Raw genomic sequence first — 22,708 nt, forward strand, 5'->3', positions numbered from 1 at the left:
GATTATTAGTGGATAAAGTTAGTGACCTAAATATGAAGTAGGTTGCTGCATAGTACAACGATAATACGAATTTAAACAACCTCTACTTTTACTAACTCTGTGAAAGAATGAACTTCAAGTTATTTTAAGAAAACAATATAAATTTAAACCGCGTGGATTATAATAAATATCCACGCGGTTTTTTATGTTAAGTATATTTCATTAAAATTATAAGTGAGTTTAGTTTTTAATTTTCATCACAATTATCGTTTACAACTTAGTTTAATGAATTACCATTTTATTGATTCTCACTTTACTCCACTAAAGGTTTGCAATATGTTTGCAAATAGTCTTTACTGTCTTATTTTACAAGAACCAGAAGTTCAAATAAAACAACAACCCCCCTTGCTACGCAAGGGAGGTTGTTGTAATTACAGTTCATCTAATTGACCACAATTTCCTCTTCAAACTCGTTTGACCACATTTTGACTACATTAAATTTGTATACTCTTTTAAGATGAAGACTATAAATTAAATAGCTACCTTGTACAAAGTGGTCAACCATTATATCTTTGTATAGCCGGTGATAATCAAATAAGAAGGGGCTTGATGATAATTAACTCTAAATTTTTTGATATCGATCTATTTAAACAAAGAAAGATAATAAATGCTGCTATGAGAGAGTTTGCACATAAAGGATATAAAAAGGCTTCTACGAATGAAATTGTAAAAGATTCTGGTATTTCAAAGGGGCTTCTCTTTCATTACTTTAGAAATAAAAAAGAGTTGTATTTATATTTATTTGATAGAGCTGTGGAAATAGCAAATGATGAGTTTTATGCAGGAATTGAATATACGGAAACGGACGTTATAAAAATATGGCGGAATATGGCCTTATTAAAGTTTAACCTGATGCGTCAATTTCCTGAAATCATAAATTTTATCATGTCCGCTTATTTTGAAGAAGCAGAAGAAGTAGTAGTTGAACTGCAAGGTAGAAAAGAGAATTTTAATCCTGCTAATGTAAATGATTTTTTTAAAAACATTGATGCATCCAAGTTTAAAGGAGATCTAGAAGTGGACAAAGCCTTACAAGTGATTACTTGGACAATGGAAGGTGTTATTGAAAAAGAGAGGAATAAGGCAAAGGATATATCAATTGAGAATTATAATCTGGATGAGACGATAGAAAAGATTGATCACTGCTTAATGGTGTTAAAAGACTGCTTTTATAAATAGAAGGAGATAGGAAAATGTCTGTAATGGAATTAAAAGATATAACAAAGAAGTTTGGAAAATTTGTTGCTTTGGATGGAGTGAATTTAAAATTAAATCAAGGGGAAGTATTAGGGTTTATTGGACCTAATGGGGCAGGTAAATCGACTACGATTCGCATTATTCTTGGATTATTACGGAAAACTGGCGGGGAAGCGAAACTATTCGGTAAAGATCCCTGGAAAGATGCAGTTGACCTTCACAAGCGTTTAGCATATGTCCCAGGGGATGTACATTTATGGCCAAACTTATCTGGTGGAGAGGTCATTGACTTATTTGGCAACTTAAGAGGGAGTATGAATACGAAACGCAGGACAGAGCTAATTGAGCGTTTTGATCTTGATCCCACGAAAAAATGTAGAACCTATTCAAAAGGTAATAGACAAAAAGTAGCACTTATTTCTGCCTTTTCATCGGATGTGGACTTATTTATTTTAGATGAACCGACATCGGGCTTGGATCCTCTAATGGAGATGGTTTTTCAAGATTGCGTTGCAGAAGCGAAAGCTACCGGGAAAACAATTCTTCTTTCCAGTCATATTCTTTCTGAGGTAGAGAGACTTTGTGACAGAGTTAGCATTATAAAGAAAGGAAATGTGGTGGAGACGGGTACTTTAGGAGAATTGCGCCACTTCACCCGGAATGAAATTACTGTAGAGACAGAACGCGAAATTGTCGGTTTACAGGATTTACAGAATGTTTTTGAAGTATCTGTGAAAGGGAAGAAAGCACAGTTTCAAGTCGATAGTCAAAATCTTGACTCTGTGTTGCGCCACCTTCTTCCATTTGAAATAAAGACATTAACAAGCAAACCACCTTCACTGGAAGATCTTTTTATGCGGCATTACGGTAATGAAATAAGTAGTACTCAGCAAGGTGACAGGGGGTGAAAGAATGAGAAATGAAATAAAAGGAACAGGCATTTTAACTTTTCTTGCCTTTAAGCGGGACCGGCTAAGATTATTTGCTTGGCTAGCAGTGATTATGACCTTAGTTACGTCGGTGGGTATTGCTATGAATGATCTAATGCCTACGCAAGAAGAAGTGATGAAACAGGTAGTCGCTAGAGCAGAAAGTCCTGCTATTCGACTATTTGATATACCTGCAGCTGGGATCAGTGTAGAATCTGCAATGTTGATGAGAAGTTCTATTTTAATTGGTATTATCATTGTATTAGTAAGTATGCAAACTGTTATACGTCACACTAGACAGAATGAGGAAACAGGACGAACGGAGATGATTAGTTCCACTGCTGTAGGTAAATATGCTAGTTTAGCATCAGGATTAATTGTCACTGTTATATTTAATATATTAGTAGGAATTACGATTGCTTCAGCGATGTTATTTAATAATTTTGATATGGAAGGATCTCTATTAATTGGGTTTGTATTTGCTGGAATAGGGATTGCCTTTGCTGGTATCACTTCTATCGCCGTTCAGCTATCTCAAACTTCTAGTGGTGCAACTGGCATGGTTACTATCACCTTTGGACTAGTCTTTCTGATCAGCTCCATCGGTGATGTGCTAGGGGAGTTTAATAGAAATACCTTTGCTGTTGAAAGTCATTGGTTAGTGTGGTTGTCACCGTGGGGCTGGCTTGGTCAAGTATATGCATTCCATGAAAATAATTGGTGGATTCTTTGGTTATTTTACTTATTGTTTATTGCGACTGTCTTTATTGCAATCTATCTTGTTACAAAAAGGGATGTTGGAATGGGTTTATTTCCTGCCAAAAAGGGACCTGCCTTTGCTTCTAGAATGCTATTAAGTCCAATTGGATTAATGTGGAGGCTTCAGCGCAGGGTAATTCTTAGTTGGGTTGTTGCAATGTTTATCTTCGGAATGGTAATTGGTGGAATTGGCAATGAAATACGAGATATGGTATCAGGATTAAACAACGACCAACTGCTAGAAATGTTTGGTGGAAACCCAGATTTAGTTAGTTCCATAATGGCGTCATTTGTGGGATTTTTAGCTACATTTGTGGCAGTGTATTTTGTATTGGGTTTGTTAAGGTTACGTCATGATGAAGTAGACGGTTTTATGGAAGGAGTCCTCGCAACCGGAGTGAGTAGAGTCCATTTATTGATGAGTCAGTTTATTTGTGTTGGTTTAGGGTTATGGGGCATTTTAATCTTTTTAGCATTAGGTGCCGGTACCACAGCAAAAGTGTCTACTGGTGATGCTATGTTTCTGACAATGCTGGAAGTCACATTTTATCAAGCTCCTGCAATACTCACCATTGGAGCTTTTACAATTCTTTTGATAGGAATTCTCCCAAAAGGTGCAATTGCAGTATCACTTGCTGCTGTACTATTTAGTATAATCTCGGGTCCTATGTTCGGTACAATGCTTGGTTTACCAGAGATAGTTCAAAGTATTTCTCCATTTTCTTATACGACTGTGGGTGAAGCAGGAAATATAGACTGGATTAATGCACTAGGATTAACTGTAATAGCAATGATTTTTATTACAGTTGGGATTTTAAGCTATTCACGCCGTAACTTAACTTTTTAGGAAATCTGGTCAAAATAGCAACAATTTATGCGAAAACAGTCAAAACAAAAGAATGGCAATCCAGTACAGCCTATGGCTTTGATCCAACATGGTTAATCATTGCCGCTGTTACAGCAAATTTCCAGAGTGCCGAGCAGAGCATTGGTACAAGTGGAAGCACAGGTGGGTTTACTGACGGTGGAGGTGGATCAGGAGCATTTTAATATTAGTTGCAGTTCAAGGCTTGAGCGCATTCCCTTAGGAACAGGGGAAAGCGCTAATTTTATTAGGACGGAAGAGGGGCTCTCATTTAATTTTACTTTTAAATCCTTCGAGCAGTACCTCTAATCCAAATTGAAATTCATTTTCCATTTTCATAGCGGAGGGGTCAAACGGCAGATGTTCCAAAAAAGTTAGTGAATCCGGGTCGTCCATTGGAATGTCATTAAAACGGTATTCCTCTAAAACAAAGGAAGTTATGTAATTATTAAGCATCCATGATGCTGAAAAAATATCTTCACTTTCAAGGCCCAACTGGTGAAGAAGTCCACCGATTTTTTTGATTAACTCCAGCCGGTAAGGAGTTGTCGGTGCTGTTTCCACAAGTACATATGCTGAATCTCGGTATTTTAATAATACCCTCCTGAATTCGTATGAAATTTGGAGAATTTGCTCTTCCAGAGCCAGTTCCTCATCTGGTAAACAGATTTCTTTACATATTTCTTCTGCTAGCAGCTCCAAAAGCTCATTCTTATTTTTAACATGCCAATAGATAGAAGAGCCCTTTATTTCTAACCGCTCAGCTATTTTTCTGATGGATATTTTTTTCAACCCTTCTTCCAGCAGTACATTGAATGCAACCTTGACAATTACTGATTTATTTATTTTTTTAGGTTCTGATTTTTCGTTTTTAGCAGGCACAGCAACTCCTCCTTCACTTGACAAGTATATCATATCATTATAGACTAACACTGTTAGATTTAAACTAACAGTGTTAGATAAAATGGAAAGGGGAGATACGAATTGACTAATTTAAACGATATAGCAGGTCTTTTTTATGGTGGATTTTTAATATTAGGAATTGCATTTGGTGGAGGTTTTGGGATTATAAATGGATATTTTATTTTAGGTCCCTTGATGGGAACTGTTTCGGGTCTCGGATTAGGGCTACTGTCTCATGGAATTATTTCTTATTTACTGCTGTGGAAAATAGGATCAGTTGAAACTGAAAACGAGGTTGCAGAAGGGGGAGAGGAAGAATGAGCAGAAACGCAATAATCATTGGTGGTGGAATTGCTGGGACTGCAATGGCCTTATTTTTAAAAAGAGCAGGTATAACGTCCGCCATCTATGAGGCATATCCAAAACGTGATGACATCGGGGGAGGTCTGCAGCTAGCACCGAATGGTATGAATGTGCTAGCGTCTCTCGGTCTAGCTGATAAAGTCATAGAACACGGAACAATTGCAACTGAAATGCGTTTTTTAAATCAAAAAGGAAAAATACTTGGGAAGATTAATCGAGGGCTAACGGAAAAATATGCTCAGCCTGCAGTTAATATTTCCCGATCTGCTTTGCATAAAGTTCTGGTGGAGGAGGTTGAGCGGAAGGGTATTGTTATCCACTATAATAAAAAGCTTGTAAATATTACAGATGGTTCGGGAAAACAGGCTGCTGCGGAGTTTGCAGACGGGAGTACGGCAGAAGGGGATATCGTTATTGGAGCAGACGGCATCCGTTCTAAGACGAGGGAAATTATTCTGCCGGATGCTCCAAAACCAGATTTTACTGGCATGCAATGGATTGCAGGTTTCGTTCCACAGACAGAAGTACCTTTAATAGATGAAGAGGATCATAAATTGTACATGATTTTTGGAATGAAAGGATTTTTCGGTTACGGAAATTTCTCCAGGAAAGATGCCATAATAGGTTGGTGGTATAACATCGTTAAGGAACAAGAACTTACAAAAGAAGAGCTAGGGGAAGTTGCTAATCAAGAAGTAAGGAATGAGCTTTTAGAAATATGCAAAGGGTGGAACGGTCCGGTGGAGGAGCTTATTAAGAAAACACCAAAGTTAATAAGAGGGAATGTTCATGACATCCAATCTCTGCCTTCCTGGCATAATAACAGAAGGGCAGTGCTCATTGGGGATGCTGCACATGCAGTCAGTCCGAACTCCGGACAAGGTGCTTCCCTTGCTCTTGAGGATGCCAGTTACCTGGCTAAGCTGCTATTTGAAGAGTCAGATTCTTTGGAGAATATATTTGAGCTGTTTGTTCAGGAACGCAGGCCTCGTGTTGAAAAGATTATAGCTGAAGGTAGAAGAACAGGAGACAATAAAAAAGAAATGACACCTGTTTCCGCTTGGATCAGAGACAGAATGTTGTCCATCATATTCCCGTTGTTTGTAGATAAAGGCAATAGGTGGAAATATGAATATAAAGTTGACTGGAAAAGTTAGATGAATTTGAGGGGATATATTAGGAAGGAACACCTAGATAAATTCTTCTGCTTGTTAGTTTAATACAATTATTTTATGTAGAGATAGTATTTGCAATAATAGTATTTACAATAATCAATTTTCAATAAGGACCCTTTGTGGAAGAGTTTATTTTGCAATGATCTTTGAAACAAAAAAATACTGGTCCCAAATAAAATGGAAATATAAACCAGTATTTATCACTTACTATTTGAAACTATTTAGTATCTAGTTGGTGTAAATCTCAGGAGGAATAAAAGACTACCTAAGTTTAAACGTACTTGTCGATTCAGTTGAAACAAATTACGAAATAGTGATTTTAAAACAAACTTTATAATTAGCATTTAATCGCCTCCTGAATATAGTTTGCTCTTTACGGTCTTAAATTATTTATTATCAACAAATAGAATACTCCCTTAAGAAAACCGCAATTATAAAATAATCTAATTATATTTGGGTTAAATTAAACTCATAATAAAATTGGAGGTAAAGAAATTGCGAAATATTAAACTCTCCACATCAGAAATCGCTGACCTTTGGACTACATATATGAATGATAGCATGGCCATCTGTGTATTAAATCATTTTTTACAGCATATCAAAGACCAGGAAATCAAAGAAACCATTCAATTAGCTTTAAATTTTTCGGAACAACATGTGCATGATATCGAATTTTTATTTAAACAAGAAAATTTTGCAGTCCCACATGGATTTAATTTACAAGATGATGTGGATCTATCTGCTCCACAATTATTCTCAGACACCTTTTGTTTATATTATGCCCTTAGTATGGCAAAGATTGGTGGAAATTCGTACACACTTGCCCTTGCCAATTCTGCACGTATGGATATTCGAAAATTTTTTACTAAATGTACTGAAACGACCACACAACTATTTAATAAATGTGCAGATGTCATGCAGGAGAAAGGATTATTCTTAAGACCACCTCAAATGGAAGGCCCGACTAAAGTAGATTATGTCAAAAAGGAAAGCTTCTTGACCGGATGGTTAGGGGATCGTAGGCCTTTAACATGTATTGAGATCATGAACTTATTCTTTAACATTGAAAGAAATCAACTTGGCAAATCGTTAATTACTGCTTTTAGCCAAGTTTCAGAAAATGAAGAAGTCGTAAGGTATTTAATTAGGGGAGTTCAAATTGCTTCAAAGCAGATTGAGGTGTTTGGATCGATTTTAAGCGAAAATGAACTTCCCGCTCCTATGACTTGGGATACTTTACCTACATCCTCTACTACCCGGACTTTTTCCGATAAACTCATCATGTTTCATATAGCAGCACTTACAGCAGCCTCTGTTAGCCATTACGGGACTAGTCTAGGTACTAGCCCACGACGCGACCTTGGAGTGCATTACAACCGACTCATGCATGAGGTTATCTTTTTCGCAGAAGATGGGGCTAATATTATGATTGATCAGGGTTGGATGGAACAACCACCGCAATCCGTTAACAGAAGAGCGTTATCAGATCGGAAATAGTAAGATTAATTTATAAAGGGTACCTATGAGAGGAAAGTCTTTTATCGAAGGGTTAGATTATAGTTAATAAAGTATTTAATATACTAACTGTTTCAAAAAAAAGTCGTTTAACTACCATTAAAGTAGTTAAGCGACTTTTTAATTAATTTCGAATTAAATAATCAAACGCACCTAAAGCGGCATTAGCACCTGATCCCATCGAAATGATGATCTGGTTGTATGGATTATCTGTGCAATCACCAGCTGCAAATAAACCTGGTAATGTTGTAGCTCCATGCTTATCAGTGACGATTTCACCGATGCGGTTACGTTCAATCATGCCTTCTAACCAATCGGTATTTGGTACAAGTCCGATTTGAACAAAAATACCTTGTAATTCAACATGGTTTTCTTCTTCTGTCTCACGGTCCATGTAAGTAATACCGTTGACACTGTCTGTACCTGTAATTTCCTTCGTTTGAACGTTCGTTAAGACCGTTACGTTAGGAAGACTGTTTAGACGATCTTGTAAAACCGCGTCTGCTTTTAACTCTGGGTTAAACTCAAGGACTGTTACATGATTGACAATACCTGCGAGATCAATCGCTGCCTCAATACCAGAGTTACCGCCACCAATAACCGCTACATCTTTTCCTTCGAACAATGGACCATCACAATGAGGGCAGTAGGCTACACCCTTGTTTTTGAATTCTTGTTCACCAGGAACGCCAACATTACGCCAACGAGCACCGGTTGAAATAATGACAGTCTTACTCTTTAGAACCGCACCGTTTTCTAGTTCTAGTTCAAAGAGATCCTTTTTCTCTAATCCTTTAGCACGCTGTAAATTCATGATATCAATACCATATTCTTTCACGTGCTCTTCCAGACTTGCTACAAGCTTAGGTCCCTCGGTATGTTTTACACTGATAAAGTTTTCAATACTCATCGTATCTAAAACTTGTCCACCGAAACGTTCAGCAACGATACCTGTACGAATACCTTTACGAGCTGCATAAATTGCCGCGCTAGCACCCGCTGGACCGCCACCAACAACAAGTACATCATATGGATCCTTATTTGAAAATTCAGATGCATCTGGACCACTGCCCATTTTCGCAAGAATTTCTTCGAGTGTCATACGACCGCCGCCAAAGAATTCACCGTTTAAGAAAACAGCTGGAACAGACATGACATTTTTGTTTTCAACTTCATCTTTGAATGCTGCACCATCAATCATCGTGTGAGTAATGCCAGGGTTGAGTACACTCATCATGTTAAGAGCTTGTACAACGTCAGGGCAGTTATGGCAGCTTAGGCTGACATACGTTTCAAAGTGGTATTCACCACTTACGTTTTTCACTTGCTCAATAACACTTTGGTCAACCTTTGGTGCTCTTCCGCTAACTTGTAGAAGTGCCAGCACTAATGAAGTAAATTCGTGTCCTAGAGGTACACCTGCAAATGTGACGCCTGTTTCTTGGCCCACACGATTGATGCTGAAGCTTGGTGTTCTCTCTAATTCTGTTTTTCGGACACTGATTTTAGATGACATAGAAGTAAGTTCGTTGACTAGTGCTTCCATCTCATTTGATACTTTATCAGACCCTAAACTAACTTTAAGCAAAACGTCGCCTTCCATTAGTTGTAGGTATTGATTTAACTGTGACTTAATTTCAGCATCTAGTACCATTTATGACACTCCTTAGATTTTACCAACAAGGTCTAGGCTAGGCTTAAGCGTTTCTCCGCCTTCTTGCCATTTTGCCGGGCAAACTTCACCTGGATTGTTGCGAACGTATTGTGCTGCTTTAATTTTGTTAACAAGAATACTTGCATCACGACCGATACCACCAGCATTGATTTCAACTGTTTGGATTACACCGTCTGGATCGATGATGAAAGTACCACGATCTGCAAGACCAGACTCTTCATCTAAAACGTCAAAGTTACGAGAGATGGTTTGAGAAGGGTCACCAATCATTGCATAAGTAATTTTTCCGATTGTTTCTGAGCTGTCGTGCCAGCCTTTATGTGTAAAATGAGTATCTGTTGAAACAGAGTATACTTCTGCACCAAGCTCTTTTAAAGTAGCATATTCGTTTTGAAGGTCTTCAAGCTCTGTAGGACATACGAATGTAAAGTCTGCTGGGTAGAAGCAGAATACGCTCCATTTACCTTTAATGCTTTCGTTAGTTACATCGATAAACTCTCCATCTTTAAATGCTTTTGCGTTAAATGGTTTAACTTCAGTTCCGATTAATGACATAATTAATCTTCCTCCTAAAATTTGATATAAGATTTTAAGAATTATTAACGGGATAAGAAAAGTTATCTATAATAATTCTAATACAGTAAATATTATTATATAAGAAATGTTTGCTAGTCAAGTGAAAACACCTATTTATTTTATTATAGACATAAATGGTTAAATTTAAGGTGTCTTGAAATGGAAAATAAGCACTATTTTATTTTTTAATAAATTTTATCCCCATTAAAGATAGAATTTTTTACAACCACGTAATCGACATGGCGAATGGCGTCTAATTTGTTTCCACCTGCATAAGAGATAGAAGACTGAAGATCTTCTTCCATTTCTTTTAACGTACCTTCTAGAGAACCTTTATGTTCAACGTACATTTTTTTTCCTTCTACATTTTTCTTTTCGCCTTTTTGGAACTCTGAGGCTGATCCAAAATATTCTTTACATAGCTTTCCTTCAATTTCCATTGTTTCTCCTGGGGATTCTTCATGGCCGGCAAAGAGTGAGCCAATCATCACCATCGAAGCTCCAAAGCGAATGGACTTAGCAATATCACCATGCGTACGAATTCCGCCATCAGCGATTACTGGCTTAGTGGCAGCTTTTGCACACCAACGTAAGGCAGCTAATTGCCAACCACCTGTCCCAAACCCAGTTTTAATTTTCGTAATACAAACTTTACCGGGGCCGATGCCTACTTTGGTTGCATCTGCACCAGCATGTTCTAGCTCTCTTACAGCTTCAGGTGTACCGACGTTTCCAGCAATGACAAAGCTTTCAGGTATCAGCTTTTTGATATGTTGGATCATCTCAATGACAGCATTAGAATGACCATGTGCAATATCAATTGTAATGTATTCAGGTGCTATCTGTTCGTCAGCTAGCTGTTGTACGAAATGATATTCATCCTCTTTGACGCCTATACTTATAGATGCGTATAAATTCCGAGATTTCATATCTTTAATAAAATCTATACGTTTTTCAGGTTGAAAACGGTGCATGATATAAAAATACCCATTTTCCGCTAAATAAATCGCAATCCTCTCGTCAATAATGGTCTGCATATTGGCAGGTACTACAGGTAATTTGAAAGTACGGTTACCAAAGGTTATGGATGTATCACATTCCGTTCGGCTTTTTACCACGCTTTTTGCCGGAATTAATTGAATATCTTCATAGTCAAAAACATTATCCACGCTGTCCACTCCTAAATTTGAGATCTAAATTTACCCTTGAGGGGAATTGATGAATTTTTTCAACTTAGTGTATTTGACCTGAAGTTAGGTTGACCTCCAAGAATGGGCGTTATACATGGATACAATCTGATGTTATATGAGTGTCATTACTAATGAAAACACCTTTTATAGATAGACTATAAAAAAAGACCCGTCTCCACTTCTTAAGAAGTCAGTGGGAAACAGGTACTTTTACTAGTTATCATTTATTTAAACAATGCCCATAGGCGCGACCAGAAGTTCATTTCGTCCTCTTCTTCAATAGGGGAACTATCAACTTCGTCTTTTTCAATTTTTTCTGTTTTCATGACAAATTGAACCGAGTTAATTTTTGTGTTTTTTGGGGAAATAAACGATATTGCATCAAAATCAGATTTATCGTAATCCGCAATCATTTGATCAATTTCTTCTTGCATTTGCTCTGGCAAATTACTGGTTGATTCGTATAATTTATTTGTACCTTCTTGTAACTCAGCCGCACCTGTTTTTAGTTCTCCTGTTCCTTTTGATAAATCAACGAGGCCAGAATGAATGGAGCTGTAGGAATTAGATAATTGTGAAACACCGTTTGTATAGTCAACTAATCCGGAATGGAATTCACCGTAACCAGCGGATAGTTCCTTCATTCCTTTTTCCAATTGTACAAAGGAATCAATCATTTCCATTGACTCTAAAGATAAGGAGAGATCCTTAGATATTGTTGCAAGGGTGGTACCCATCTCTTTTACTCCAGTGCTTATCTCACTTAATGTAGTATTTACTGCATCAAAACCCGCTTTTACCGCATTGTACGTACCCTTTGCGGTTAGTGCAGCCGAATAGGTTTCTACAAGTTTATCGATAGTAGCACTGTCTGCTCCACTCGCATAGAGGGCCAATATTTCCTCTTCCGAAATGGAATAATCAGGTATTTTATTCATAGCTTCACCTAATGTTGAATAAGCAACGGAATAATTTTCATTAAGAAGAGAAAGTCCATCAGCCGTTTGAAGAAGTCCACCAGCTATTTGCGAAAGCCCTTTTGGCAATTGTTGTAATTCGCCTAAATCCATATCTTGAGAATTCTCGCTAATAGACTTGCTAATCATAGAAAGAGAGTTGTGGATCGTTGTTGACGCCTCAATTAGCTTTGGAGAGGACTGATTTAGTTCTCCAATACCTTCTTGAAATTTTCCAGAACCATTCCTTAGACTATACACACCGTCATTTAACTCCGCTATACCAGATCGGAATTCCCGAACCCCATCGTTTAACTTCTGAATAGCATCACTAAGTGACTGCATGTCATCCGTCATATTTGTTTCCGGTACCTCAATTGACATGGAAGAAGGAACGGCTGCAATCTCAATCCCTTGCATTTCAAAATCTGAAACTTGTGCTTCAACGAACAGGTCCCCCAATTGTTCAGGCAATACTGTAAAAGTGACCTGCTGATTTTTACCTACATTTGAAATCGTTCCGTCAGGCGCTTCAATATTACTGAATTTCGTTAAATCCAGCTCAATGGATATCTGTAATAAATAGTTTTCATAAAATACAGAGTTTACTTTTTCGTTTGCTGACGTACTGATGTGAATTTGTAATTGTCCATCTTGTCCGGGAAGGATCTCCGGGGTAATTTTACTGCCATTTAATGAATAGGAAACTTCAATTTCCCACGGTAATTCTACGTTTTGTAAATTTCCTTGATAATAAAATTTTCCTTCTGGTGCCTCAATATGAACGGTATTGTTCACTTGCTGGATTTCCGATAAATCCGTTAAATTTTTAACGTTAGAATAAGTGCCATAATCGAAAATGGCTCCAGCTTTGGCAACATCTAAAATATTTACAACATAAATTTCTTCCGTCTCTCCTGTGGGACTTAATGTAGCATAAACGACTTCATCCTTAGAGGTGATCTTCCCATCAGCTAAAACGAGAGCGTCATTGTTTTCTTTAGAACGATCATTTGTCGTAGCATTCACAAGAAATGACGGAAAGATAAGCACTGTTGCCATAAAAACAAGTAATAGTCGATTTTTTCTCATCATCATTTCTCCTCGTAAAATTTTGCATTATAACTAGTTTTCTTTATCACCTTATCAAAAACCAAGAGCATTGCAGGAAGGAAACAAACAACCATGATAAAGGCTAAAAATGCCCCTCGGCCAAGAAGTAACCCAATTGCTGATACAATAGGATTGGTAGACGTAATCCATAGGATAAATCCTACGCTGCTCAAAATGGAAGCAGAGATTGCAATAGAGAACGTTTTCTCCTCCAATGTTTTCTTAATTGCAGCAACTGCAGGCATTTGCTTTCGATGCTCCTTATAAGCTTCTGTTAGTAGTATGGCGTAATCAACAGTAGCGGCGAGCTGCACAGTACTAATAATAAGGTATCCGACAAAAACTAACGATGTATCTGTGAAATAAGGAACCGATAAATTGATCCATACCGCAGACTGAATCGTAAGTAACAGAACCACTGGTATCGATATAGATCTAAATGTAACAATGAGAACTAATGCAATGGCGACAACAGTAACGACATTTACAACCGTGTTATCTTTTAGTACTGTATTTTTTATATCATACAATGTCACACTTTCACCTAGAGAATAGGATTCGTCACCATAATATGAAGCGGCTGTACTTTGAATTGCATCTACAACAGCGAAGGCAACGTCCCCCTCTGTATGGGTATCTGTATTAATAATAATCCGGCTATAGTTCTCAGAATAAAATTCATTGGTTATCGAGTCATCTAAATACTCTGGTGGTATAACAGGACTTACTGTGTTTACGTAAGAAATCACATTCGTTACATGGTTAATAGCTTTTAACTCTTCGACCATTTCTACTTCTTTTGCTATATCCCCTTTTGGCACGAGCAACACAATAGGGGTGAACTTGCCAAAAGCCTCTTCAATAAGGATATAATCATTTCCAGCACGTGTTGTTTCTGGTTGTTCCCCAAGACCGTACGTAAAATTAGTATTACTTTGTGCTAAGAAGCTTGGTAGTAAGACAGAGAACACAAGCACCAAGCTAAGGATTCTTATTTTTACTACACTCGTTCCAATTTTTCTAAAACTAGGGAAGAACGGTCTGTGTTGTGTTTTATCAATCCACTTATAAAAACAGATCGTTAACGCAGGTAAAAATACCATAACACTGATAAAACTTAAAACGATCCCTTTGACAAGGTTTAGGCCCAAATCGGAACCAATCTCAAAGTTCATCAATGTAAGTGCAGTAAATCCGAAAAATGTTGTGGCTGCACTAGCTGAAATAGCAGGAAACGATTTTTTGATTGCAAGTTGCATGGCCTCTTCCGGATTGTCTGTTTTCTTCCTATAGTCTGAAAAACTATGAAGGAGGAAAATGGCATAATCGAGCGACACGGCAAGCTGTAAAATTGGTGCAACCGATTGTGTCACGAAGGAGACTTCACCAATAAAAATGTTTGTTCCTAGGTTGATAAGGACAGACACTCCAATGGCTGTAAGAAAAAACAGCGGCTCAACCCATGAAGTAGTAGATAAGACTAAAATTAGAATAATGATCGGAACTAGTAATGCTGCAGCATAAATGGATTCAGATGCAGCCATATTTTGAGAAGTTGCTGTATCTAATGCCTCTCCTGCCATAGCATTATTTTCACCTATTAGCTCATAGATAGCATCCGTAACTTCAACTTCATCTCCATTGCGAATGCTTAAGGAGTACAGGGCCTTACCATCTTTATAGTAAGTTTCTACTGTTTCCTGATCCACCATCTCTAAAGGTGTTTTTAAGTCAACGACATTATCCAACCATGTTACATCAGAAACTCCGTCAATTGCTGCAAGCTTCTCTTTATATTGAAGTGCCTCCTGTACTGTCACATCGTTTACCATTACTCGTGTATTTGGCATGGAACCCGTAAATTCTTGTTCCATAATTTCTAACGCTTTTGTAGATTGAGCGTCATCCGGCAAGTAATCTACCATATTGTAGTTTACAGACACAAAAAACTGTGCAAAAGCACAGATGACAGTAATGATCATAAAAGTGATCACAACTAGTACTCTATGTTTAATGATTCGTGCTGCAATGTTGATCATAACCATCTCCTTCTTGCATCATCAATGATACTACTATACAATTTTAACGACAGTGTGTTGTTTTTACAACAAACAGTTTTCTTTCATACGTCTATTTAACAACAGATTTTATAATTCTGTTGGATAATTAAAAAAGAGAAAGTGGGTTTTTATGTTGACATCAAAAATGGATAGACGTAAAAAATATACCCGAATGGTACTAAAGGAAAGTCTAATGCAAATGTTAAAGGAGAAGGCAATATCCTCCATAACCATTAAGGAATTATGTGAAGTGGCAGACATCAATCGGTCCACTTTTTATTCACATTACTCAGATCAATATGACCTTCTTCATCAAATAGAAGAAGAAATCATTCAGGATATGACTGAGACCCTAACGAGTTATAATTACAATGAAGACGAAGAAGCACTTAAGATGACAGAAAAGTTATTAGAGTATGTAGCAACCAATAGCGATAGCTTTCTTACACTATTTAGTGAGCATGGTAATAGTACGTTTCAAAAAAGAGTGATGATGCTGGCACATGAGGTGACAGTAAAAAATATGATGTCTACTCATGAAGTTGGTACGAAACTTTCTGATTACTTGACGTTGTTTGCCATAAGCGGCAGCATCAATGTGATCCAAGAATGGTTAAAAAACGGAATGGATAAAACACCAAAGGAAATGGCAGAACTTATTATTAAACTTACGAAAAAGGGGCTTTCTTCTTTTGGTTGATTGGGCTAATTATTGAAGTTTAATTTCTAAGGTTCATAGTTGGCAACGCTAAAAACATCATGTGAGTATGTTGCCCAGTAAAAGCATATGTAATTAGAATGAACAAGTTTAGGCTTGTTCTTTTTATTTGGCTCTTCACGCATAGCGTGAAGCTTTTGAAAAGAAAATTGGTCCAAAAGCAACAAAGTTTACGAAAACAACCTTTTATTTTAATAAAAATAGTTGTGTTCGTTTTGGAAGAAAGCAGGAGGCAAAAACCCTGAATGGTGTGCGCTAGAGGAAAAAACTAGGAGGAGGCAGTAAGCAAAAGCAGTGATGGGTGAACTGTAGAGGAAAAACTATAAGTATACTGTAATCATAACTGGTGTTCGAAGCTGTTCTAGAATAATTACATAACTTGTCTAAGATTGTTGTTATTTGTGTACAAGTACTTGTTGAATTTAATGTCAGAAAATTCAATAATTGTATTATGTGCAAATTTTAATCTAGGAGGTTGTTATGCTAAAACAATACGAGAAATTTAAGGTACATACGAATGGTGCTACGATTAATGGAGTAAAAGGGGGCTCAGGTCCACCGCTCTTATTGTTACACGGTTATCCTCAAACGCACGTGATGTGGCATAAAGTGATCGATCAATTAGCTGAGCGATTTACTGTGGTGGCGACTGACCTTCGTGGATATGGTGATAGTAGTAAGCCTGAGGGGAATTCAGATCATCGTAATTATTCGAAACGAGTAATGGCTGAGGATCAAGTCGAAGTGATGAGAGAGTTAGGCTTTGAAGAATTTTATTTAGTCGGTCATGACCGTGGAGCAAGGGTAGGGTATCGTCTAGCTTTAGATCACCCCGAACGAGTAAAAAAGTTTGTCGCACTAGATGTGGTCCCAACCCTTCTCATGTACGAAAAAACGGATATGGTCTTTGCACGATATTATTATCATTGGTTTTTCTTAATTCAAGACGCTCCGTACCCAGAAGAGTTAATCTCTCAAAATCCTTCTTATTTCTTGGAGACAAATTTAATTAAGCTGGCACGATATCAATCAATTAGTGAGTCACCTTTCAGCATGGAAGCCTACGAAGAATATCTCCGGTGTTTCCAATTACCTAATGCAATTCATGCGATGTGTGAAGACTACCGGGCAGGAGCAAGTATAGACCTTGCTCATGAACGAGAAGACCTTGCAAGCAATCGAAAGATAGAATGTGAGACATTAGTGCTGTGGGGAGAGAATGGTGTTGTCGATAAATGCTTTGAGCCTTTAGAAGAGTGGAAAAAGTTTGCCAACAATGTACATGGAAAATCGCTACCATGTGGTCATTTTATTCCTGAAGAAGTACCTGAATTATTGTTGGAAGAACTTATTGCTTTTTTATAGAGATAGTCTATAGGGTTTCGGGTAGCTTAATCCTAATTTATGCTTATGGTTTGAAAAGGTCTAATTCTAGGCCTTTTTTAGATGACTTTTATTCATCATGTTATGTCATGGATATTAGCCCACAACAAAACTGGCTCTAGGCATATGATACATTGTTTAAACAATTGGGAGGGAAAGCAATGTATTACAATGGGGTAGACTATACGAGAAATCTTCACCAGCATCAAAGCCATCAAACTGTGCAACAACAAATGGTTACGCTTTATGATCCATATGTCGTTCAAGTTTTACAATCCGTGAAGGGGAAAGAGCTTGTAGTAGAAACAAGTCGTGGGAGCATTCGCGGAAATTTAACAGATGTGAAGCCTGATCACATTGTGTTATCAACTAATGATTCATCTTTTTTTGTTAGAATTCAAGAAATCATCTGGATTATGCCAAATTAGATTTGTTTGCAAAAAAAATCTCTTCCTATTAATTAACAAGTAGGCTGAGAAAACAAAAGAATTTTATTTATTTCCTTATAAAAATGACGATTTTCTATCTAGGTCGTCATTTTTATTATTGCTCATAGGTTTTTATCAACAGTAAGCATTTTTCTATAAAAGTGCGATAGTCTGCTTTCGTCGCTATCTCCATGAATACCCATCATTTACCTGATTTTTATAACAAATAGTTAAGGGAGTTTTATTAGTAAATTCAGGATTTCTCCTGATAATAATAAAATAGTTTCAAAAGTATTATTACATTAAGGATAAAATTTGAGGAAGTTTATACCAGGTAGAGGTAGACACGCAATACGTTGCGTTAATGACATACAGTGCAATTAACTAAAAAAGAAATTAAAAGTTAGCTAGTAAAGTAAGGGACTATCGAGGGGGCTTTTTATGAATTTATCTACGGTCAATCAAACAGGAACAGTCGTTATTGAAACGGATACGCTGCTGATGGGCGAAGTCAATGGAAATGTAATTGTGTTACCTGGAGCTAAACTAGATCTAGCTGCAAAGGTCACAGGAGATGTTACATTGAAAAAATTCTCAGTAGCATCCATAAGAGGTCAAATCTATGGCAATCTATATAATGAAGGAGCTAGGATTGAACTTATCCGTGGTGTAAGAGGCGAAGTTATTAATAGGTAATAGATTTTAAAGTTTTGAAGTTAATAAACAACAACCAGCTTAGGTTTGTATAAAACCTAAGCTGGTTGTATGTAGGACAATTAGATTTTTGTATTGGCAAGTACTTCCTCTCTTTGCGCAATTCCCTCGTGTATACGAATAACTTTTAGTTCAGTAGGTTCTGCAATTACAAAGAATCCGTTTGAGAAATCAGTAGAGTGTTCTTTAAAGAAAATACCTTTCAAATGATCATTAGTTAAACTATCAAAAGATAGTATGTAGTGCCCGTCTTCCTCTATTAAGTGAGCATGATTTCCTCTTTCGTATGAGTCGCTCTCATAATAAAAATCCCTGTTTACTTCTACAATATGAATATCTATTCCGGTGATTTTTTTTAATAAATTATTAATAATAGGTTCGTTTGTCCATAGTTGGACTTTCGTTTGTATAGATTGACCAATTACAATTTGTGTAACATTCTTTTCAAGTGCAGTTTCCGCAATAGCAGTGGCGATATTCTTAGCGTCTGTATTTCTAGTAATTAATTTCACCTCATATTTTTTTGCCAAGCTTTCAAAAAGGTATTTTGTTTGTAATTGATTAAAATTAAGTTCGTCATAAGCTTTCGTATCAACAGAAAGGACTAGACATTCCCCATTAAATGCTTTAGCTAATGCCTTTCCTCGTTGAATTAATTTTTCTGCATGAATTGGATGACTAATACAAACTAAAATAGTTTCTTTTAACATACTTATCTCCTCCTTTATCGCTAGATCTCAAAATCCAGCTTGTTATCACCTCAAAATTGAAAGTGAAGATGAGGTGTATTCTATAATTTCAAAATATTTCTATGTATTTTCTTTTTGTACTAGGTAACAGGTGTGACGCTAGGTTTGTTAAAAGACAGTAGTTGAATATAACGCTCCATTCTCTATTTACGTTCTGTGAAGCTTTTTCTTGTTGCCTAGTACAGTAGTCTAGTCTCTATATTAGATTTAATCCCTTGGATACATCATAACATGGAGTAAGTCTACAAATTTATCAGGGAATAGCCTGAAAATCTGAGTTAATTCCCTTATTTTTATCTCTTATCTTGTCAAGGCACGTTGTATTCTAAGAGACTCATTGTCATTTAAAGTAATCGGTAGACTGTTCACTATACATAATATTCATATCATTAATTTTGGTTTAGGTTATACATCATTAATAGTCACTTGTACAACCCATAGTGACCAATCAGTTCATAGACAGTTCATACTGATATTTTATAATGAGGGCGTTTTAAGGAACTATTAAGTGAAATTAGGGTTAGATCCAGAATTGTCTTTTGTTTAAATGAGGATTAAAGAGTGTTTGAGACGTAGCAATAAAGGAGGAAGTAATGGGGAATATATGGAATATTTTTAAGCAAGATCTTTTAAATATTAAGCGGGTCCCGCTTGTCGGCATTCTTTTAATTGGATTAGCCATCTTACCGTCGCTATATGCATGGTTTAACTTAGGGGCAGCTTGGGATCCCTATGCAAATACCCAAGGAGTACAGGTAGCAGTTGTCAATGAGGATCAAGGAACTGAGATTGACGGTGAAGCTATTAATATAGGAGAAGAATTAGTTAAAAATTTAAAGGACAACGACAATTTAGGCTGGGCGTTTGTTTCACGAAAAGAAGCAGAAAAAGGGGTTGAATACGGGGACTACTATGCAAGTATTTTTATCGACCCTCATTTCTCAGAAGATCTAGCTCATGTTCTTACAGGAGAGCCAATTCAGGCTCAAGTCTATTATCATGTCAATGAAAAAATTAATGCAATTGCTCCAAAGATGACATCAGCTGGAGCGTCCACGATCGTAAAAGAAATCAATGATCAGTTTGTTTCTGAAACATCAAAAACATTATTTCAAGAGTTTGACAGGTTGGGTTTGAGGTTAGAAGAAGAACTTCCAACACTGCGAAGGGTTAAACAAGTGATCTATGATTTAGAGCAACGTTTTCCTGAAGTGAACGAATTTGCTCAGTGGATAATTGATATCGATGATAATTGGTATAAGGTTGAGGAGCATGTCGATCAATTGTTAGCATTAGAAGAGTTCATTCCTCAAATTAGAGAGGGAGCGGAACACATTGTTCGAATAGAAAATGAATTTCCTCAAATTTACAATTTAGGAGAAGGAATACTTCAGTTAGAAGCAGCTATTCCAGAAATTGAAAATGCAGTAAATGAATTAGATAGTATTAATGCTCATTATTCTAATATAGCGGAATATTTAGATGAAGCATTAGAAGCAGCGCGGTTAGCGCAAGAAACTATTAAAAATGCACAAAAGATAGTTCCTAGCGTTGAACAAAGAGCAGAGTCTATCGAAGAATATATGATTGCACTTGAGAAATTCATGGATGAGGCACAAAAATCTTCTATGTTTGTAATAGATACACTAGTCCATCAGGTACTATTCTTCAGCCAAACGGCGGCTTCTATTGACCAAGCATTAGCTATGCTTGAAGACGAACAAGCAGAAGAACAAGTACTAGAAAGATTAAAGGAACTAAACGATGAGTTAAATTCTCATATTCGACTACTAGAAAACAGTATTAAGATGTACACCTTTGTATATGAGTCTTCACAAGATGACGGGATTCTTACTGTTATCGATCAATTAACACGAACGAAAGAAGCGCTTGAGTCACTTCAAAAAGATGTTCAAATAGTTATTGAGAGAATGGAAGCAGGAGAAAGCATTGGAACAGTTAAAATTACAGACACTAGAGAACGTGTACAAGAAGTAGAGCGTGTATCCACAGAACTCCATTACTCACTAAATGGGCCAGGAGCTGATAGTATTGAACATGCAATAAGTAGCATAGAAACTAAATTGCATGATACTAGTCATTCGTTGGATGAAGTATACGCTGATCTCAAGTCTGTTGAAGAGGTTTTAATCCATGCTGAAATAATAGCGATTGAAGGAGAAGAAAATATCGCTCAGTTGATTGATAGGTTACCTGAAGTAGAACAAACAATAAATGAATTAACGGAAAAAATTCAAAGTGATTTACCGTTGGTCATTGATGTTATAGAAACTTTAGGTCATTTTGTTCGAAATGATTTACCCGACCTTGAAAAGAATGTAAATCGCATGTCAAGGTTAATTAGGGAAGACCTGCCAGGCGTAGAGAAAGACTATTTAAGGGTTGCCCATTCTATTGCAGAGCACTTACCACATATTCAGCGGTCAATAGGTGAACTCGCTGAATTCGGTCGCACGCAACTTCCTGAAGTTGAAGATAACATTAGTGAGGCCGCAGATCGACTTCGTATAATTGAAAAGGATGATCGGATCAATGAAATGATCATGTTGCTTCGAAATGATTTAGATGATGAAAGTGAGTTTTTTGCTAGTCCTGTACATTTAATTGAACACGAGTTGTTCCCGATCCCTAACTACGGATCAGCGAACGCTCCATTTTATACAACGTTAAGTCTTTGGGTCGGGGCGCTATTATTATCGAATTTAATTAGCGTAAATTTGCACGCAGCAGATCGACGAGAAGAGTATACATTGCGTCAGATTTACTTTGGAAGAATGTTTTTATTTTTAATTGTTGGTGTGTTACAAGGACTAATTGTTAGCATCGGGAACTTAACAATACTGGGCATTTATGCTGCTCATCCATGGTTGTTAATCTTATTCTCCGTAATTATAGCGGTCGTTTTTATGACAATGGTTTATACACTTGCCTCCATTCTTGGAAATATCGGAAAAGCATTAGCAATCGTTCTTCTTGTGTTACAGCTATCAAGTGGAGGAGGGACTTTTCCAATTGAAGTAGCCCCACCGTTTTTCCAAATGATACATCCATTCATGCCGTTTTCCTATGCTATAAATCTATTACGTGAAGCCGTAGGTGGTGCAATTGCCTTGCTTGTTTGGAAAAATCTATTAATACTAGGTGGGTTCTGGTTACTCGCACTGACAATCGGTTTCTTGTTAAAACCGAAGCTGGCTGCAAGGATCCAAAAAACGTATGAAAAATCAAAATCTAGTCGATTAGTTGATTGATCGAGAAAGTAGAAAGAAATTAGGAGAACTTAATTAGAGGGTCATTTAGAAAACTTGTTATTCGAAAGTAAAAAAAATAGAATGAAAATATTCAATGTAAAAAACGATGTGTTTCAATAGACGCATCGT

The 22,708-nt window shown here is 36.9% G+C and carries 18 protein-coding genes; 11 read left to right on the forward strand and 7 right to left on the reverse strand.

Features of this window, described 5'->3' with window-relative positions; genetic code table 11:
* Nucleotides 1-588 precede the first annotated feature (588 nt).
* The 3 genes from ACNSTQ_RS06705 to ACNSTQ_RS06715 are packed head-to-tail and all read left to right on the forward strand — an operon-like array spanning nucleotide 589 to nucleotide 3,771.
* Complete coding sequence (locus ACNSTQ_RS06705) at nucleotides 589-1,218, forward strand: TetR/AcrR family transcriptional regulator (protein WP_418199079.1); 630 nt, start codon at nucleotides 589-591, stop codon at nucleotides 1,216-1,218.
* 14 nt (nucleotides 1,219-1,232) lie between these two features.
* Nucleotides 1,233-2,144: an ATP-binding cassette domain-containing protein gene (locus ACNSTQ_RS06710; RefSeq protein ID WP_418199080.1), complete on the forward strand. Its 912-nt coding sequence runs from the start codon at nucleotides 1,233-1,235 to the stop codon at nucleotides 2,142-2,144.
* A gap of 4 nt (nucleotides 2,145-2,148) precedes the next feature.
* Nucleotides 2,149-3,771 carry an ABC transporter permease gene (locus ACNSTQ_RS06715; RefSeq protein WP_418199081.1) on the forward strand — a complete coding sequence of 541 codons (1,623 nt, stop codon included), beginning with the start codon at nucleotides 2,149-2,151 and terminating at the stop codon, nucleotides 3,769-3,771.
* A gap of 285 nt (nucleotides 3,772-4,056) precedes the next feature.
* On the opposite strand, the gene ACNSTQ_RS06720 is transcribed toward ACNSTQ_RS06715, so the two are convergent.
* Nucleotides 4,057-4,671 carry a TetR/AcrR family transcriptional regulator gene (locus tag ACNSTQ_RS06720; RefSeq protein ID WP_418199082.1) on the reverse strand — a complete coding sequence of 205 codons (615 nt, stop codon included), beginning with the start codon at nucleotides 4,669-4,671 and terminating at the stop codon, nucleotides 4,057-4,059.
* A gap of 102 nt (nucleotides 4,672-4,773) precedes the next feature.
* Between ACNSTQ_RS06720 and ACNSTQ_RS06725 the strand changes: the two genes are divergently transcribed.
* The 3 genes from ACNSTQ_RS06725 (at nucleotide 4,774) to ACNSTQ_RS06735 (ending at nucleotide 7,727) form a co-directional block, all read left to right on the forward strand.
* The gene (locus ACNSTQ_RS06725; protein WP_418199083.1) at nucleotides 4,774-5,013 is read left to right on the forward strand and encodes a hypothetical protein; all 240 of its coding nucleotides are present in this window, start codon (nucleotides 4,774-4,776) and stop codon (nucleotides 5,011-5,013) included.
* Nucleotides 5,010-6,212: an FAD-dependent oxidoreductase gene (locus tag ACNSTQ_RS06730; protein ID WP_418199084.1), complete on the forward strand. Its 1,203-nt coding sequence runs from the start codon at nucleotides 5,010-5,012 to the stop codon at nucleotides 6,210-6,212. The genes ACNSTQ_RS06725 and ACNSTQ_RS06730 overlap by 4 nt, the downstream gene beginning before the upstream one ends.
* Nucleotides 6,213-6,725: 513 nt before the next feature.
* Nucleotides 6,726-7,727 carry a DUF3231 family protein gene (locus ACNSTQ_RS06735; RefSeq protein ID WP_418199085.1) on the forward strand — a complete coding sequence of 334 codons (1,002 nt, stop codon included), beginning with the start codon at nucleotides 6,726-6,728 and terminating at the stop codon, nucleotides 7,725-7,727.
* Nucleotides 7,728-7,869: 142 nt separating this feature from the next.
* Here the strand turns inward: ACNSTQ_RS06735 and ahpF are convergent, their stop codons facing one another.
* The 5 genes from ahpF to ACNSTQ_RS06760 all read right to left on the reverse strand — a co-directional run bounded on the left by ahpF (nucleotide 7,870) and on the right by ACNSTQ_RS06760 (nucleotide 15,294).
* Nucleotides 7,870-9,399, reverse strand: coding sequence for an alkyl hydroperoxide reductase subunit F (gene ahpF, locus ACNSTQ_RS06740; protein ID WP_418199086.1), 1,530 nt, complete (start codon nucleotides 9,397-9,399; stop codon nucleotides 7,870-7,872).
* 12 nt (nucleotides 9,400-9,411) lie between these two features.
* On the reverse strand, nucleotides 9,412-9,975 hold the full coding sequence (gene ahpC / locus ACNSTQ_RS06745) for an alkyl hydroperoxide reductase subunit C (protein WP_418199087.1): 564 nt from the start codon (nucleotides 9,973-9,975) through the stop codon (nucleotides 9,412-9,414).
* A gap of 206 nt (nucleotides 9,976-10,181) precedes the next feature.
* A complete protein-coding gene (guaC, locus tag ACNSTQ_RS06750; protein ID WP_418199088.1) occupies nucleotides 10,182-11,165 on the reverse strand; it encodes a GMP reductase in 984 nt (327 codons plus the stop codon).
* Between the two features lie 245 nt (nucleotides 11,166-11,410).
* Nucleotides 11,411-13,234, reverse strand: a complete 1,824-nt coding sequence (locus tag ACNSTQ_RS06755) for a YhgE/Pip domain-containing protein (RefSeq protein WP_418199089.1) — start codon at nucleotides 13,232-13,234, stop codon at nucleotides 11,411-11,413.
* A 2-nt stretch (nucleotides 13,235-13,236) separates the two neighbouring features.
* Entirely contained in the window at nucleotides 13,237-15,294 is a 2,058-nt protein-coding gene (locus ACNSTQ_RS06760) for an efflux RND transporter permease subunit (protein WP_418199090.1), read from the reverse strand.
* Between the two features lie 151 nt (nucleotides 15,295-15,445).
* Here ACNSTQ_RS06760 and ACNSTQ_RS06765 point away from each other — a divergent pair, with 151 nt between their 5' ends.
* The 4 genes from ACNSTQ_RS06765 (at nucleotide 15,446) to ACNSTQ_RS06780 (ending at nucleotide 18,540) form a co-directional block, all read left to right on the forward strand.
* Complete coding sequence (locus ACNSTQ_RS06765) at nucleotides 15,446-16,015, forward strand: TetR/AcrR family transcriptional regulator (RefSeq protein ID WP_418199091.1); 570 nt, start codon at nucleotides 15,446-15,448, stop codon at nucleotides 16,013-16,015.
* Nucleotides 16,016-16,513: 498 nt separating this feature from the next.
* Entirely contained in the window at nucleotides 16,514-17,398 is an 885-nt protein-coding gene (locus ACNSTQ_RS06770) for an alpha/beta fold hydrolase (protein ID WP_418199092.1), read from the forward strand.
* A gap of 251 nt (nucleotides 17,399-17,649) precedes the next feature.
* Nucleotides 17,650-17,844 carry a YuzF family protein gene (locus ACNSTQ_RS06775; RefSeq protein ID WP_418199125.1) on the forward strand — a complete coding sequence of 65 codons (195 nt, stop codon included), beginning with the start codon at nucleotides 17,650-17,652 and terminating at the stop codon, nucleotides 17,842-17,844.
* A 441-nt stretch (nucleotides 17,845-18,285) separates the two neighbouring features.
* Nucleotides 18,286-18,540, forward strand: a complete 255-nt coding sequence (locus ACNSTQ_RS06780; RefSeq protein WP_418199093.1) for a hypothetical protein — start codon at nucleotides 18,286-18,288, stop codon at nucleotides 18,538-18,540.
* Between the two features lie 80 nt (nucleotides 18,541-18,620).
* Here the strand turns inward: ACNSTQ_RS06780 and ACNSTQ_RS06785 are convergent, their stop codons facing one another.
* The gene (locus ACNSTQ_RS06785; protein WP_418199094.1) at nucleotides 18,621-19,268 is read right to left on the reverse strand and encodes a histidine kinase; all 648 of its coding nucleotides are present in this window, start codon (nucleotides 19,266-19,268) and stop codon (nucleotides 18,621-18,623) included.
* Between the two features lie 632 nt (nucleotides 19,269-19,900).
* Between ACNSTQ_RS06785 and ACNSTQ_RS06790 the strand changes: the two genes are divergently transcribed.
* Nucleotides 19,901-22,579, forward strand: coding sequence for a YhgE/Pip family protein (locus ACNSTQ_RS06790; protein ID WP_418199095.1), 2,679 nt, complete (start codon nucleotides 19,901-19,903; stop codon nucleotides 22,577-22,579).
* Nucleotides 22,580-22,708: the final 129 nt, after the last annotated feature.

The sequence above is a fragment of the Alkalihalobacterium sp. APHAB7 genome (genome assembly GCF_048323755.1).
Taxonomy (GTDB): domain Bacteria; phylum Bacillota; class Bacilli; order Bacillales; family Bacillaceae_F; genus Alkalihalobacterium.

What these genes read in the sequence shown, in the direction of transcription:
- ACNSTQ_RS06705 (WP_418199079.1), top strand. Translation starts at nt 589, where the DNA reads ATGATAATTAACTCTAAATTTTTTGATATCGATCTATTTAAACAAAGA.
- ACNSTQ_RS06710 (WP_418199080.1), top strand. Translation starts at nt 1,233, where the DNA reads ATGTCTGTAATGGAATTAAAAGATATAACAAAGAAGTTTGGAAAATTT.
- ACNSTQ_RS06715 (WP_418199081.1), top strand. Translation starts at nt 2,149, where the DNA reads ATGAGAAATGAAATAAAAGGAACAGGCATTTTAACTTTTCTTGCCTTT.
- ACNSTQ_RS06730 (WP_418199084.1), top strand. Translation starts at nt 5,010, where the DNA reads ATGAGCAGAAACGCAATAATCATTGGTGGTGGAATTGCTGGGACTGCA.
- ahpF (WP_418199086.1), bottom strand. Translation starts at nt 9,399, where the DNA reads ATGGTACTAGATGCTGAAATTAAGTCACAGTTAAATCAATACCTACAA.
- ahpC (WP_418199087.1), bottom strand. Translation starts at nt 9,975, where the DNA reads ATGTCATTAATCGGAACTGAAGTTAAACCATTTAACGCAAAAGCATTT.
- ACNSTQ_RS06755 (WP_418199089.1), bottom strand. Translation starts at nt 13,234, where the DNA reads ATGAGAAAAAATCGACTATTACTTGTTTTTATGGCAACAGTGCTTATC.
- ACNSTQ_RS06760 (WP_418199090.1), bottom strand. Translation starts at nt 15,294, where the DNA reads ATGATCAACATTGCAGCACGAATCATTAAACATAGAGTACTAGTTGTG.
- ACNSTQ_RS06765 (WP_418199091.1), top strand. Translation starts at nt 15,446, where the DNA reads ATGTTGACATCAAAAATGGATAGACGTAAAAAATATACCCGAATGGTA.
- ACNSTQ_RS06770 (WP_418199092.1), top strand. Translation starts at nt 16,514, where the DNA reads ATGCTAAAACAATACGAGAAATTTAAGGTACATACGAATGGTGCTACG.
- ACNSTQ_RS06775 (WP_418199125.1), top strand. Translation starts at nt 17,650, where the DNA reads ATGGTTACGCTTTATGATCCATATGTCGTTCAAGTTTTACAATCCGTG.
- ACNSTQ_RS06780 (WP_418199093.1), top strand. Translation starts at nt 18,286, where the DNA reads ATGAATTTATCTACGGTCAATCAAACAGGAACAGTCGTTATTGAAACG.
- ACNSTQ_RS06785 (WP_418199094.1), bottom strand. Translation starts at nt 19,268, where the DNA reads ATGTTAAAAGAAACTATTTTAGTTTGTATTAGTCATCCAATTCATGCA.
- ACNSTQ_RS06790 (WP_418199095.1), top strand. Translation starts at nt 19,901, where the DNA reads ATGGGGAATATATGGAATATTTTTAAGCAAGATCTTTTAAATATTAAG.